This is a genomic window from Gordonia crocea (assembly GCF_009932435.1).
GTDB classification, from domain to species: domain Bacteria; phylum Actinomycetota; class Actinomycetes; order Mycobacteriales; family Mycobacteriaceae; genus Gordonia; species Gordonia crocea.
In genome coordinates this window covers 243,674-257,709 of record NZ_BJOU01000019.1, presented here as the reverse complement: position 1 = coordinate 257,709, position 14,036 = coordinate 243,674, and the positions used below count along the sequence as shown (strand labels likewise).

At 71.4% G+C, this 14,036-nt stretch carries 9 protein-coding genes; 2 read left to right on the top strand and 7 right to left on the bottom strand.

The window, feature by feature from the left end:
• Nucleotides 1-1,010 (top strand): ABC1 kinase family protein (locus nbrcactino_RS17965; protein WP_161928806.1); only part of this gene is annotated, 1,010 nt, incomplete at its 5' end.
• 61 nt (nucleotides 1,011-1,071) lie between these two features.
• Here nbrcactino_RS17965 and nbrcactino_RS17960 read toward each other — a convergent pair.
• The 7 genes from nbrcactino_RS17960 to nbrcactino_RS17930 all read right to left on the bottom strand — a co-directional run bounded on the left by nbrcactino_RS17960 (nucleotide 1,072) and on the right by nbrcactino_RS17930 (nucleotide 13,163).
• The gene (locus nbrcactino_RS17960) at nucleotides 1,072-1,359 is read right to left on the bottom strand and encodes a WhiB family transcriptional regulator (protein ID WP_161928283.1); all 288 of its coding nucleotides are present in this window, start codon (nucleotides 1,357-1,359) and stop codon (nucleotides 1,072-1,074) included.
• 414 nt (nucleotides 1,360-1,773) lie between these two features.
• Nucleotides 1,774-3,870: an ATP-dependent DNA helicase UvrD2 gene (locus tag nbrcactino_RS17955; protein ID WP_371864587.1), complete on the bottom strand. Its 2,097-nt coding sequence runs from the start codon at nucleotides 3,868-3,870 to the stop codon at nucleotides 1,774-1,776.
• A gap of 214 nt (nucleotides 3,871-4,084) precedes the next feature.
• Complete coding sequence (locus tag nbrcactino_RS17950; RefSeq protein ID WP_161928285.1) at nucleotides 4,085-4,336, bottom strand: mycoredoxin; 252 nt, start codon at nucleotides 4,334-4,336, stop codon at nucleotides 4,085-4,087.
• A 137-nt stretch (nucleotides 4,337-4,473) separates the two neighbouring features.
• Nucleotides 4,474-5,391, bottom strand: a complete 918-nt coding sequence (gene nudC / locus nbrcactino_RS17945) for an NAD(+) diphosphatase (protein WP_161928286.1) — start codon at nucleotides 5,389-5,391, stop codon at nucleotides 4,474-4,476.
• Between the two features lie 3 nt (nucleotides 5,392-5,394).
• The gene (locus nbrcactino_RS17940) at nucleotides 5,395-6,486 is read right to left on the bottom strand and encodes a potassium channel family protein (RefSeq protein ID WP_161928298.1); all 1,092 of its coding nucleotides are present in this window, start codon (nucleotides 6,484-6,486) and stop codon (nucleotides 5,395-5,397) included.
• A gap of 22 nt (nucleotides 6,487-6,508) precedes the next feature.
• Nucleotides 6,509-9,862, bottom strand: a complete 3,354-nt coding sequence (locus nbrcactino_RS17935) for an ATP-dependent helicase (protein ID WP_161928805.1) — start codon at nucleotides 9,860-9,862, stop codon at nucleotides 6,509-6,511.
• A complete protein-coding gene (locus tag nbrcactino_RS17930; protein ID WP_161928804.1) occupies nucleotides 9,855-13,163 on the bottom strand; it encodes an ATP-dependent helicase in 3,309 nt (1,102 codons plus the stop codon). The genes nbrcactino_RS17935 and nbrcactino_RS17930 overlap by 8 nt, the downstream gene beginning before the upstream one ends.
• A gap of 71 nt (nucleotides 13,164-13,234) precedes the next feature.
• Between nbrcactino_RS17930 and nbrcactino_RS17925 the strand changes: the two genes are divergently transcribed.
• On the top strand, nucleotides 13,235-14,032 hold the full coding sequence (locus nbrcactino_RS17925) for an alpha/beta fold hydrolase (protein WP_161928803.1): 798 nt from the start codon (nucleotides 13,235-13,237) through the stop codon (nucleotides 14,030-14,032).
• Nucleotides 14,033-14,036: the final 4 nt, after the last annotated feature.

Here is a 14,036-nt window from a genome sequence, read left to right as displayed (position 1 = left end):
CCGCGGCGAAGGTGCACGCGGTCTTGGACCAGCAGCTCGGCACCAAGTGGCGCGAACGGTTCCGCGAGTTCAATGACGAGCCCGCCGCCGCGGCGAGCATCGGCCAGGTGCACCGTGCCGTGTGGTCGGACGGCCGCGACGTCGCGGTGAAGGTCCAGTACCCCGGTGCCGACCATGCGCTGCGCGCCGACCTCAAGACCCTCGGGCGCATGTCGGGGCTGATCCAGAAGCTCTCCCCCGGCACCGACGTCAAAGCCATGGTCGACGAGTTGATCGACCGGACCGACGATGAGCTGGACTACCTGGGCGAAGCCGAGAACCAGCGCGCCTTCGCGAAGGCCTTCGACGGGGACCCCAACTTCCTCGTCCCCAAGGTCGTGGCGAGCGCGCCGAAGGTCGTCATCTCCGAATGGGTCAACGGGATCCCGCTGTCGCGGCTGATCACCGAGGGCAGCCAAGAGCAGCGCAACCAGGCCGCGGCGCGCATGGCCGAGTTCGAGCTCTCCTCGCCGTATCGCGTCGGCCTGCTGCACGGTGACCCGCACCCGGGCAACTTCTTCATCGCCGACGACGGCCGGTTCGGCGTGCTCGACTTCGGCGCCATCGGCCGCTACCCCGACGGCCTGCCGGCCGAGACCGGCCCGATCCTGCGGCTGGCCCGCGACCGGGACTACGACCAACTGCGCGATCTGCTCGTGGCGACCAATTTCATCCAACCCAGCCATGCGTCGAAGGTGACGGCCGAGGACCTCGAGGCCTACCTGAAGCCGTTCGTCGACCCGCTCTACACCGACGAGTTCCACTTCACCCGCAAGTGGTTGCAGCGTGCCGCCGGAAACGCCACCGACCTGCGGGGCGACGTGTACAAGACGTCGCGCAACCTCAACGTGCCGAAGAACTTCGTCATGGTCTTCCGCGTCCTGCTCGGTTGCGTCGGTATCGCCGCGCAGCTCGAGGCCCACGCGCCCTACCGTTCGATCATGTCGGAGTGGGTGCCCGGCGTCGACTGATCGCCTCCTGCCCGAACACAAGAATCCGGCCCGACGAGCATCTGCTTGTCGGGCCGGATTCTTAGCTGACGACCTTCTTCGGTCGGCCGCGTGGGCGCTTGCGGGCCACGATGCGGCCGCGCTCGAAGATCTCGCCGCCCCAGACTCCCCAGGGCTCGGCACGCTCGATCGCGGTCTCCAGGCACTCCCGCTGAAGCGGGCAGCCCTGGCAGAGGACCTTCGCGGCCTCCAGGTCGGTGGGCGACTCGGCGAACCACAGGTCCGCGTCGGACTCCCGGCACGGCAGGCCGAGAGAGTCGAGGCCCCTGGTCGGCGACGGGCCGTCGATCCAGTCGGTAAGGCAGGTCATGGGATTCTCCACGGTTTGGGTTGGTCAGATCGGGTGTGACAACGAAAAAGGCCACGGTTGTCGCGTTTCGCGATTCACCGTGGCCCAGGGGTCCGAGGAGGGTTATGTCACATCGGATGATCCGGTACGGGGAATCGCCAGAGAGCTCGTGCTGCTACCGCCTGGTAGGCGATCGCCTTGTGCGCTGCGTCGACGAGGACGGCAGGGTGCAGGGCAGCATGGCCCCACGGGCGCGCGACAGCGACGGCATGGCCGGCGAGCTCATGAGTTGAGTTCACTGTCCGCACTCCTTCCGATTCGTCCGTGCGCACAACGGAGCCGTTCCCCGTTGCTATGACCTGATCCAGGCTACGGGTCGATCAACGACGGCACAACCTATTTTCTACCTGGGCTTTTGCCGCTTCTCTGGCGGTGTCAGCCGTCAGCGGCCTTCGCCACGATCGCCACCACCGCGTCGCCGTACCGCTCCAACTTGGCCGGGCCGATGCCGCTCACCCGCTGCAATTGACCCAGGTCGGCGGGGCGGTCGGTGGCGATTTCGCGCAAGGTCTTGTCGGCGAACACCGTGTAGGCCGGCTTCTCCTGGCGATTCGCTTCCGCCGAGCGCCACTCGCGCAAGGCGTCGAAGAGCTCGGCGTCGGCCGGCGCCAGCGGCATCGTCGTCGTCGACCGTCGCGTCGTCGTGCCAGTGGCGGGGCGCCGGTCGCCCGAACACGAGTCGCAGATCCCGGTGCGCAGGGCGCGCGCGCCGATGAGCGTCGACGAGCAGCGCTCGCAGGTCGGCAGCAGCCCGTTCAGGAAGCGCGATTTGCGCCGGCCCCGACGGCCGCCCTCGTTGCGCGACAGCGCCCACGAGAGCCGCAGGTGTTCACGGGCGCGGGTCACGCCGACGTAGAACAGTCGGCGCTCCTCCTCCACCGCGTCGGGGGAGGCATCGATGGCGTGGGAGATCGGCACCGCCCCGTCGGTCAGGCCGACGAGGAACACCGCATCCCACTCCAGCCCCTTCGCGGCGTGCAAGGAGGACAACGTGACGCCGCGCATCGTCGGGGGGTGTCCGGCCTGCGATCGCGAGACCAACTCGGTGGCCAGCTCGCGCATGCCGAGTTCCGGGTTGTGGCCGAGCAGTTCTTCGGCGAGCTCGATCAGGGCGGTGAGCGACGCCCACCGCGACCGGGCCTCGGCGCCGGACGGCTCGTCGGGGGTGAGCCCGAGCGGGAAGAGCAGGGCGCGCAGCGACTCGACGAGGTCCGGTCCCGACGGCGGATCGTCGGCCCGGGCGGCCGCAGAGACTTCGCGCAGCGCCTGGCGGATCTCGGTCCGCGCGAAAAAGGCGTCGCCGCCGCGCACCTGGTACGGAATCTGGGCCTCGGTCAATGCCTGCTCATACACCTGTGATTGGGCGTTGACGCGGTAGAGCACCGCGATCTCCGAGGCGGGCACGCCGTCAGCGATCAGCGCGGCGATCTCGGCGACGGCGGCGGCCGCCTCGGCCGGTTCGTCGGGGTACTCGGCGAAACGCGGCCGTGGTCCGGAGGGGCGTTGCCCGACGAGTTCGAGGCGCGTGCCGGCCGCCCGTCCGCGGGCGGCGCCGATCACCCGGTTGGCCAGGTCGACCACCTCGGGCGTGGACCGGTAGTCGCGCACCAGGCGGACGACCTGGGCGTCGGGATACTCGCGGGAGAAGTTGAGCAGGTACTCCGCCCGCGCCCCGGCGAAGGTGTAGATGGTCTGGTTCGCATCGCCGACGACGGTCAGGTCGTCACGGTCGCCGAGCCACGCTTTGAGCAGGCCCTGCTGTACCGGGGTGACGTCCTGATACTCGTCGACGACGAAGCACCGGTACCGCGACCGGAACTCGTCAGCGATCCCGGCGTCGTCGAGCAGGATCTGGGTGGTGAAGATCAGCAGGTCGTCGAAGTCGAAGAGGCGGTCGCCGTCCTCGGAGATCTTGGCCGCCTCATAGCCGGCGAAGACCTTGGCGACATCGTCGGCGGGTGCCGGGAGGTCTCGCCCGGCGCGCGCGGCGGCCTGCGCATAGCCGCTCGGACCGATCAGGCTCGCCTTGGCCCATTCGATCTCCGAAGCCAGGTCGCGCAGCGACTCGGTCGAGGTGTCCAGCCGTGCCCGGCGGGCCGCCCGGCCCACGAGGGGCAGCTTGGAATCCATGAGTTCCCACCGCGTGTTGCCCACGGCGCGCGGCCAGAAGTAGCGCAGTTGTCGCAAGGCTGCGGCATGGAACGTCTGCGCCTGGACCCCGGCCGATGACCCGGCGCTGCCGATGCCGAGCGCTCGCAGCCGCGACCGCATCTCGCCGGCCGCACGGGCGGTAAAGGTGACGGCAAGGACTTGGTCGGGATTGACCTGCCCCTGGTCGACGAGGTGGGCGATGCGCCGGGTGATCGTCCGGGTCTTGCCGGTTCCCGCTCCCGCGAGCACGCAGACCGGCCCGCGCGGTGCTGTCACCGCGGCGAGCTGTTCCGGGTCGAGGTCGTCGAGATGGTCCCCCACGGCGTCCACTATCCCACCCCGGTCCGACAGTTCCCGACGCCCCTCCCCGTCGTCGAGTGGGCCCTCATCTCCGCCGACTGGGCCCTCTTTCCCGCCGAGTGGGCCCTCATCCTCGTCGACTGGGCCCTCTATCCCGCTGACTGGGCCCTCTATCCCGCTGACTGGGCCCTACTTCCCGCCGACTGGGCCCTCGATCCCGTCGACTGGGCCCTAATCAGAGGCCCAGTTTCGCGCGCACATCGGCGATCGACGGATTGGTCGCGGTAGATCCGTCGGCATATTTCACCGTCGGAACGACGTGGTTTCCGTTATTGACGCCGCCGACGAAGTCGGCCGCAGCCGGATCCTCCTCGATATTCACCTCGTCCCACGTGACCCCAAGACTCTTCAGGCCGGTCTTGAGTCGGTTGCAGTAACCACACCAGGTCGTCGTGTACATCGTCAGGGCTGGAGCATCGGTACTCATGCCATTGATAACACCACATGGGCAGCCAGTTGTTCCCGCCGTCCAGTTGGCACGATCGAGGGCCCAGTCGACGAGATCGAGGGCCCAGTCGACGAAATCGAGGGCCCACTCGACGAGAAAGAGGGCCCAGTCGGCGGTTAGGAGGCGGCGGCCCAGGTCTCGACCATCGCGCGGGCGATCGAGACCGAGCCGGGCAGGCGCAGCGGTACCGACGCGGCATCATCGTCGTCGGGCGCCGCCCACTCCCCCGCCGCGAGCGCGTCGCGCACCTGCTCGCGGGTGAACCAGACGGCATCGGCGATCTCGCCGTCGAGGAACTGCAGCGGCTCGTCGGGGTCGCCGATCGCGGCGAACCCGACCATTAGCGACCGCGGGAACGGCCACGGCTGACTGCCGAGATAGCGCGGCTCGGTGACGGTGATGCCGACCTCCTCGCGAACCTCGCGCACCACGCACTGCTCCAACGACTCCCCCGGCTCGACGAATCCCGCCAGCGTCGAATACCAGCGCTCGGGCCACATCGCCTGCCGTCCGAGGAGAATCCGGTCGGCGCCGTCGTGGACGACGGTGATGATCGCCGGATCGGTGCGCGGGAACTCCTCCCGGCCGCATGACCGATCACGCCGGACCCATCCGCTCTTCTCCACCGAGGTCGGCGACCCGGTCGTTGGCGAGAACTCCGCATGGTCGTGCCAGTTGAGCATCCCCAGCGCGGTCACCAGCAACCCGGCATCGTCGCCGCCGAGGTGGTGGCCGGCCGATCGCGCGTCGCCGAGCGGCTCGGCCACGTCGTCGACGCGGCGCGCCCACAAGAACACCTCGCCCTCGACGCCGAGCAACACGAGGTCCTCGGGCGGCGACGGCGCGACCGTCGGCCCCGACACCCAGCGCAGGCCACCGCTCTCGCCGACGCCGAACCGGCCCCGACGATCGATCAGCAACACCCGGGCACTGTCCCAGCCCTGCACCGCGGCCCCGCGGTTACCGCGGAACTCGCCGCCCCGGTCGACGGTGGAGCGGGAGAACAGCGGTGGCTGCGGCATCTCGAATGCCATTGGTCAGCGGTCCTTGTCGGCGGGACCGCGGCGGACGTAGAGCAGGCGGTCGCCGAGCTCGATCGCCTCGACCCCCGGTTCGCCAATGCGGTAGAGCTTCCCGTCGCGCACCAATCCCAGGACGATGTCGACGGTGTGCGCCGGGGATCCGCCGACTTCGGTCGGGTCGACCGGCCGCTCGGCGATGGCATATCCCTCGTCCGGGGTGAGGAGGTCCTCGAAAACCTCCACGACGCTGGGCGACTGGGTCGCGATCCCCAAGAGTCGGCCCGCGGTCTCCGACGTCACGACGACCGAGTTCGCGCCGGACTGTTTCATGACGTGCGTGTTCTCCGAATCGCGGATCGACGCGACGATGGTGGCGGTCTTGTTCATCTCGCGCGCCGACAGCGCGGTGAGGACCGCCGTGTCGTCACGGCTCGTCGCGATGATGATGCTCGCGGCGTGGGCCGCACCGGCGAGCCGCAACACGTCGGACTTGGTGGCATCGCCGCGCACCGTGACCAGGCCGTGTGCCTCGGCGGCGTCGAGTGCGGCCTGTGACGGGTCGACGACGACGATCTCCGACGGCTTGACCCCGTCGCCGATCATCGCGTCGACGGCGGTCTGGCCCTTCGTGCCGAACCCGACGACAACTGTGTGGTTGCGCAACGTAGCCCTCCAGCGTTGGATTCTCAGCGCCTGGCGCGACCGCTCGGTCAGCACTTCCAGGGTGGTACCGATCAAGACGATCAGGAACAGGACGCGCAATGGGGTGATGACGATGATGTTGACCAGTCGCGCGCCCGGCGAGACCGGCGTGACGTCGCCGTATCCCGTGGTCGACAGGGTCACCGCCGAGTAGTAGAGCGAGTCGAGGTACGACAGCGGGTTGCCGGTGGCATCGCGGTATCCCTCACGGTCGATGAAGACCACCAGCGAGGTGAACAACAGCGCCAGCAGCGCGAACAGCACGCGCCGCCCGATCGCGCGCGCCGGACTCATCTGCGCATCGGGGATGCGCACGATGTTGACGAGCGCGTATTCCGGCTCGGTCGACAGGGCGCCGCGGGTCCGGCGCCGCAGGCGGGCCTTCACCCGGCCCTTCGCGAACATCACGTGTGGGAATCTAGCACCGCTATCGCGCGAGCAGTGCGGCCAGCGAGGTCGCATCGGGCAAGTCGTCGGGCTCGAGCGTGAAGTCCGGCCGCACATAGTGGAAGGCTGCGCGGACCTGATCGACGTGCGCGCCGACGAGTTTCGCCCATGCGATCCGGTACGCGGCCAACTGGATGTTGAGGGACGCGCGCTTCGCCGGTTCGGGCACCGCGCCGGTCTTCCAGTCGACGACGATCCACCGCTGCTGCCCGTCGTCGCCGCGTTCGGCGAAGACCGCATCGATGCGTCCGCGGATCACCGTGGACCCGATCACCGTCTCGAACGGCACCTCGACTTCGACGGGCGTGCGATTGGCCCACCGGGACGCCTCGAACCGGGTGATCAGCTCGGCGAGATCCTCGTCGGGAACCGCGGTCTCGTCCGCCGCACCGGGCAGCTCGTCGATGTCGAGCAGGCTGGAGGCGCCGAACCGCCGTTCCACCCACGCGTGAAACGCGGTGCCGCGGCGGGCCAGCGCGTTCGGTTTGAACGGGACCGGCCGCCGCAGCCGTTGGGCGAAGGTGGCCTCGTCGGTATCGAGGTCGACGAGCTGGCTGACCGACAGGTGAGCGGGCAGCGCGACGTCGACGCCGGCCTGGTTGGCCGCGGCGTGCTCCGCGAGCAGGACGTCGACCTCGGCGCGCCAACGGTCGACATCGTCGTCGACGGAAACCGGTTCGGCGGCCTCGCCGACCCCGTCGAACAGCGACGGCTGCGCCCGGGCGGTCAACCGGTCGAGGACCAGCGCCGCGGCGGCGGTCTCGCGCGGGCGCCGCTCACCGAGGTGGTCGGCCGGCCACTGGGCACTGATGACGTGGGCGGCCAAGGGGTTCTCCGCCGACGGATCGGGTTCCGGCGCGGCGATGTCGACCGACATCCCGGTGGAGTCGACGCCGGGATCGGCCATGGTGCTCGATACGACGTCGAGCAGCTCGGTATAGAACTCGGAGATTCCGCGCGGTTTCGACGACCCCATCGACCAGTGGTGCGCCGAGATGAACAGCGACGCCTTGGCGCGCGTCAGTGCGACGTAGAGCAGCCGACGGTCCTCTTCGAGGCGGCGTTGGGCAATGGCCGCCTTGTGGTCCTCGAGCGCCGACTCGAGTTCCTTGCGGTCCCCGGCGGCGTCGAGGGACAACCGCGGGAACCCCTCGCCGGACCCACCGCCCCGGTCCGGGTCGGCGAGATCACCGCGCAACTCGGCGGGCAACTCGCGCGCACTGCCGAGCCACGTCCCTTCCGATCGCCCGCTGGGGAAGATCCCGCCGCACACGTGCGGGATGGCGACGACGTCCCACTCCAGCCCCTTGGCGGCGTGGACGGTCAGGATCTGCACCCGCTGCTCGGCCACCTCGACCCGACCGGGTTCCAGGCCTTTCTCGATGGTCTCCGCGGTGTCGAGGAAGGCCAGGAGGCCGGGCAGCGTCGCGCCCGGCTTGTCGGCGTAGGCCGCGACATAGCCGGCGAAGGCGTCGAGGTGTTCGCGGCCGGTGGTCGCGCCCCGCATTCGCCGGGCGCGGATCTGCGCCTCCACCGCCACTCCGATCGTCTGCTCGACGTCGGCGACCAGCTCCGGGAGGGGCTGTCCGATGCGCCGGCGCAGCTGTTCGAGCTGCCCACCGAGGCGACGGATGCGCGTATAACCCTCAGTGCTGTAGCGGGCCGGGTCGCCGGGGTCGACGAGTGCGTCGGCGATCCCGGCGTCGTCGACCAGTTCGTCGGGGACCGTTGCCGCCAGTGCCTGGGCCAGCTGTTCGGGGGTGTCCAGCGGCATTTGCGCGACCCGGCTCCCCGCCGCCAACTCCCGGGCGCGGCGCCACAGTGCGGCGATGTCGACGGCACCCAGTTGCCAGCGCGCACCGGTGAGCAGCCGCATCGCGGCACTGCCGGCCATCGGGTCGGCCATGAGCCGCAGCGTCGCGACCACGTCCTCGACCTCGGGCACGTGCAGCAGCCCGCCGATACCCACAACCTCGGCGGGGATGCCCAGCGCCTCCAACTCGGCGGCCAACGGCGCCGAATCCTCGTTGCGGCGCACCAGGATCGCGGTGGTCGGCGGCGCAGTGCCGGCCTCGGCCGCGGTCCGGTACAGCTCCGCGATCCTCTCGGCAATCCAGGTCCGCTCGTCCAGGACGGTCTCGGTCAGTGCCATGGCCACGGTGCCCAGCGGGGCATCGGGCCGTGGCCGCAGAATCGACACGGGCACCCCGCGGCGGCGCAACTCGTCGGAGGCGGAGTTGGCCAATGTCAACGCATGTGCCGCGTTGCGCCAGCTCGTGAGTAGTTCGAGCCGCTGCGCCGGCGTGCCGTCGGGCCGCGGGAAATCGGTGGCGAACCGCGGCAGGTTGGCCGCCGACGCCCCGCGCCAGCCGTAGATCGATTGGATCGGGTCCCCGACGGCGGTCACCGCGACGGGTCCGCCGCCGCTGCCGAACAACGCCCGCAACAGGATCCGCTGGGAGTGGCCGGTGTCCTGGTACTCGTCGAGGAGGACGGCGCGCACCGACGCCCGCTCAGCGGCGACGACCTCCGGGTGCCGGGTGACCAGGCGCGCCGCCAACGACATCTGCGACCCGAAGTCCAGTGCGCCCTGCTCGCGCATCCGCCGCGACAGTTCCGCCACCAGAGGGAGCAACGCGCGGCGCTCGTCGATGACCGCCTGCACGTCGCGCAGCTTGCGTGACGGCTCGTCACGCTGGCGCAGCCCTTTGGGCAGGGTGTCGACGAGGTCGTAGAGCCGCTGTCCGGCGCTCGCCAGCGAATCCGGGTCGACGAGGTGCTCGGCGGAGTCGGAGTACAGCTTCAACACCGCCTCAGTCACCCCGGACGGCACCTTGTTGGTCGCCAGGTCCCCCGGGTGGTTTGCGACGACCGAGAAGGCGAGCTGCCACAGCTCGGTTTCGCTGAGCAGCGTCGACGTCGGTTCCACCGGCAGCAGCAGCCCGTAGTCGGCGATCAGCCGTCCCGCGTAGGCGTGGTAGGTGCTGATCTCGGGGTCGGCTCCGGCGAGTCGGGCGCGCAGCGACCCGTCGACGTCCCACTCGGCCAGCACCGGCGCCCCGGCCAGCGTCGCCAGCCGCCGCCGGATCCGCGCTCCCAGCTCGCTGGCCGCCTTGCGGGTGAACGTCAGCCCGAGGACCTCCTCGGGACCGGCAAACCGGTTGACCACCAACCAGACCACCCGCGAGGCCATCGTCTCGGTCTTGCCCGCGCCGGCCCCGGCGACGACGAGGACCGGCTCGAGCGGCGCCTCGATGACGGCGACCTGCTCGGGGGTGGGCCGCGGTAGTCCGAGAGCCGCCGCGATGCTGGTGGCCGGGATCAGCTCAGTCATCGACGACGCTCCGCCCGGTGAGCTGGGCCGGGCACGACGTGTGCAACCCGCAGTGCCCGCACCCGTCGTTCTGGACGGCGGTGAACACCGGTCCCACGCTGCCGGCGGCCGCCGCGCGCAGGACCACCTTCCACCCGTCGATCAGTTCCGGGGTGAGCGCCGGCTGTTCGCGCACCGCGGCTCCGGTCTTCTGGTTGGGGCTCGCGACGTAGACCAGTTCCCCACCGCCCGGCTCGATTCCGGCCGGGAATCCCGGGACCCCGCCCAGGTGCAGGGCCAATTGGTAGGTGGCCAGCTGCGGGTGTTCGCGGGCGACCTCCTTGGTGGGCACGCTCTTGCCGGTCTTCACGTCGACGATGACGGGCCGGTCGGCCCGGTCTGTCTCCAACCGGTCGATCCGCCCGACGATCCGGACCGGGATATCGGCACCGGGCAGTCCCGGCTCGGCGGCGAGCTCGGCGTCGACGGGGACCTCGGTGCCCACGGCGGTGAGTTCGTCGCGCGAGGCGGTCAGCCAGCCGCGGAAGTTGTCGAGCATCTGCTCGGCCCGCGCGAGTTCACGCCGGGAAAACCAGTCGGCGCCGGTGTCGACGCGGTCCCAGATCCCCCGCAACGCCTCGGTCGCCTCGGTCGGGCTGATCTGTCCGGCCAGCGCCTGCACCAGCGTGTGGACAAGGGTGCCGGTGACCGCCGGCGTCTCATCCCCGTCGCGCCCGCCGTTGCCCTCGAGGACCCAACGCAACGAGCAGCGCGTCAGCGACTCGATGTTCGACGGGGAGAGTCGTCGCGGCCCGTCGGCCGGCACCCACAGCGGGTCGTCGGTGCTGGCCGGCGCCAGGCCGAACCAGTCGCGCGGGTGCGCGCCGGGGATGTCGTGATCGGCCAGCCGCGCCAGCAGTTCGGCGGCCGCGACCGCGCGCGGGGTCGGGCCGGAATCCGAACCCCCGTCGCCGCCAACACCGGCGAGCACCTCCGAGCGCAACGCCGCCACCAGCGACGGCAGGGACAGCACGCGGTCGACCCCCGGGTCGACCGGCAGGGCATCCGGCTCCGCCTCCACGCCGCCGGTCTGGCCCAGTGCCGCGGCGATCTCCCCGATGAACCGTGACGGCGCCGCCTCACCGCTGCCGTCCTCGACCGCGCTCACCATCAGCCGCCGCCGGGCCCGGGAGCAGGCCACCAACAGCAACCGCCGCTCGTCGGCGAGTGCGACGGCGCTGCGCGCGACGGTGTCGACCGCCTCGGGGTCGATGCCGTCGAGCAGGTCGACCAGCGCGCCGGTCGCGAGCACGCTGCCGCGGGGCCGCAGCGAGGGCCACAGCCCGTCGAGTACCGCCGGCACCGCCACCACGTCCCACTCCCGCCCGGCGGCGGCGTGGGCCGAACAGATGGTGACGGCTTCGTCGCGCACCGCGCTCGCCCGCGAGTCCCGCGGGATCTGCAGGGCTTCGACGTGGTCGACGAACGCGGTGACCCCGGCGCTCGGCAGGTTGTCGGCGAAGGACTCGGCCGCCTCGAACAAGGCGAGCATCGCGTCGAGGTCGCGGTCGGCCTGCTCGCCGGCCGGGCCGCCGCGCAACGCCGCCGGGGCCCACCGGCGTTCCAGCCCGGACGCCGACCACGCCTCCCAGAGGACTTCCTCGACCGACCGGTGCGCGTCGATGGCCCGCCGCGCGGCGGCCACCACCGCGCGCACCCGGACCAGCGGCCGCGCCTCGGCGTCGCTGAGCGTCGCCAGGTATCGCTGCGCTGCGGCGTCGTCGGCGAGGGCGCCGCCCAGCGCGTCGATCGAATCGACGGTGTCGTCGACGCGCCGGACCCCGCGCCGCAGCCGCCGCAGCGCCGCCGGGTCCGCGCTGCCGATCGGCCCGGTGAGCAGCGTGATGACCGACTCGGCCGGCAACACCGAGCCGTCGGCGGCCAGCAGCGCGACGAGGAAGGCCGTCACCGCCCGCTGGCGGTGCAGCGGCAGATCCGAGGCGGGGGTGGCGACGGGGACGCCGGCCGCGCGGAACGCCCGGCGCAGTGCGGGCAGGGCCCGCGGTACCGAGCGGACGATGACGGCCATCGACGACCACGCCACGTCGTCGAACAGGTGGGCGCGGCGCAGCATGTCGGCGACGGCGGTGGCCTCTTTCGCCGCCGACGCGAACACTTTCACCTCCGCGGTACCGGTCGGTCCGTCCGGTTCGGGTTCCGGATACCGGTGGGGCCGCGCCCCCGGCAGGCGGGCGGCGAGGGCCGCGCCGACGGCGGCGACGGCCGGGGTCGCCCGGTACGACTGCGTCAAGGCGATGTCGCGCGGGGAGGAGGGATCGACCAGTTCCGCCGAGAACCGCGGTGAGGCCCCGCGGAAGCCGAAGATCGACTGGTCCGGATCCGTCGCGATGATCGTCGAGTCGGCGCCCGTGCCGATCAGCCGGACCAGGTGCGCGGCCTGCGGGTCGAGGTGTTGGGCGTCGTCGACCAGCAGGTGCCGGATCCGGGCGCGCTGAGCGGCGAGGAGGTCGGGGTCGGTGGCGAAGGCCGACAACGCCGAGCCGACCAGTTCTGCGGCGTCCACCGCGGGAGCGCTGGCCTGCGGGGACCCGACGCCGACCGCGCCGCGCAGCAGCATGGTCTGCTCGTACTGCGCGAACATCTTCCCCGCCGCCACCCATTCCGGCCGGCGGTGACGGCGACCCAGCCGAACCAGTTCCTCGGGTCCCGCACCCCGTTCGGCGGCCCGCATCAGCAAGTCGCGCAGCGCCTGGGCGAAGCCGTCGGTGAGCAGGGCCGGGCGCAGCGACTCCGGCCAGTCCGCTGCGCCGTCGGCGACGTCGCCGGCCAACAACTCGCGCAGCACGACATCCTGCTCCGACCCGGTGATGAGCCGCGGCGGCGGATTGTCGTGCGCCTGCGCCTGCAAGCGCAGGATGGCGAAGGCGTAGGAGTGGATCGTCCGGACGAGTGGTTCGCGCACCGCCCCGGTCGGCGAGCCGCCGGCCGCGAGGACGGCGCGGGTGATCTGCTCGCGCAACACGCTTCCGGCGCGCCGGCTCGCCGCCAGCACCAACACCGATCCCGGGGCTATCGACGGATCGGTGAGCCGCGCCACCGCGGCGTCGACGATCACCGAGGTCTTGCCGCTCCCCGGCCCGCCGTGCACGCGGTAGGGCAGCCACGGCTGCTCGGGATCGGCCAACACCGGGGTTTCGATCAGCCGCGCCACCGGCGCCGGCCACTCCCGAGCCGCCGTCGGCGCCGCCTGCGCACCGACGAGCGTCGTGCGCACCAACGGGCGCTGGGGGCTGCTGACCATGCCCCTATCGAATCACGGCGGGCCGACACCGCCGTGCCCGAACCGGGCGGTCGGCTATCGTCGGGACCACCATGACTGAGCTCTCCGTCGAGACCTTCGGACCGGCCGATTCCGACCGGGTCGTCCTCGCCCTGCACGGGTTGACCGGGCACGGCCGCCGGTGGGCCCGGTTGGCTACCGATCTGCCCGATCACCGCGTCGTCGCCCCCGACCTACTCGGCCACGGCGAATCCCCCTGGGAACCGCCGTGGTCCTATGACGCCCACCTGCACGCCCTCGATTCGCTTGTCGCGCAAACGGATTCTCCGCTCACCGTCGTCGGACACTCGTTTGGCGGTGCGCTGGCGATCCGGCTGGCGCAGCGCCACCCCGACCGGGTCCGCGCCCTGGTGCTGCTGGATCCCGCGCAAGGCCTGGATCCCGGGCGCGCCCTCGAGGTGGCCGCGGCCAGCATGGCCCACTGGACCTACCCGTCGCCGTCGGCGGCCCGCGACGCCAAGCGCGCCGAGGGGTGGGCCGACATCCCCGACGAGGTCCTCGACGAGGAGATCGCCGTGCACCTGCAACCGTCGGAATCCCTCGGGTTGCCGGCGGGGGCCTACGGCTGGCGCGTCAGCCAACCCGCCGCGGCCACCGCGTGGAGCGAGATGGCCACCCCCGCCGAACTGCCGCCGCCGACGGTGCCCACCGACGTCGTCGTCGCCGACCGGGTGGCGCCACCGCTGGTCAGCCCGGCGTTTCTCAAAGCCTGCGCACGCGAGCGGCCCAACTCGGTGCGCATCCATCACGCCGACTGCGAACACATGGTCCCGTTCCTGGTGCCCGAGCTCGTCGCCCGTCTGGTCCGCGCGGCCACCGGGTCGGACTGAGGAC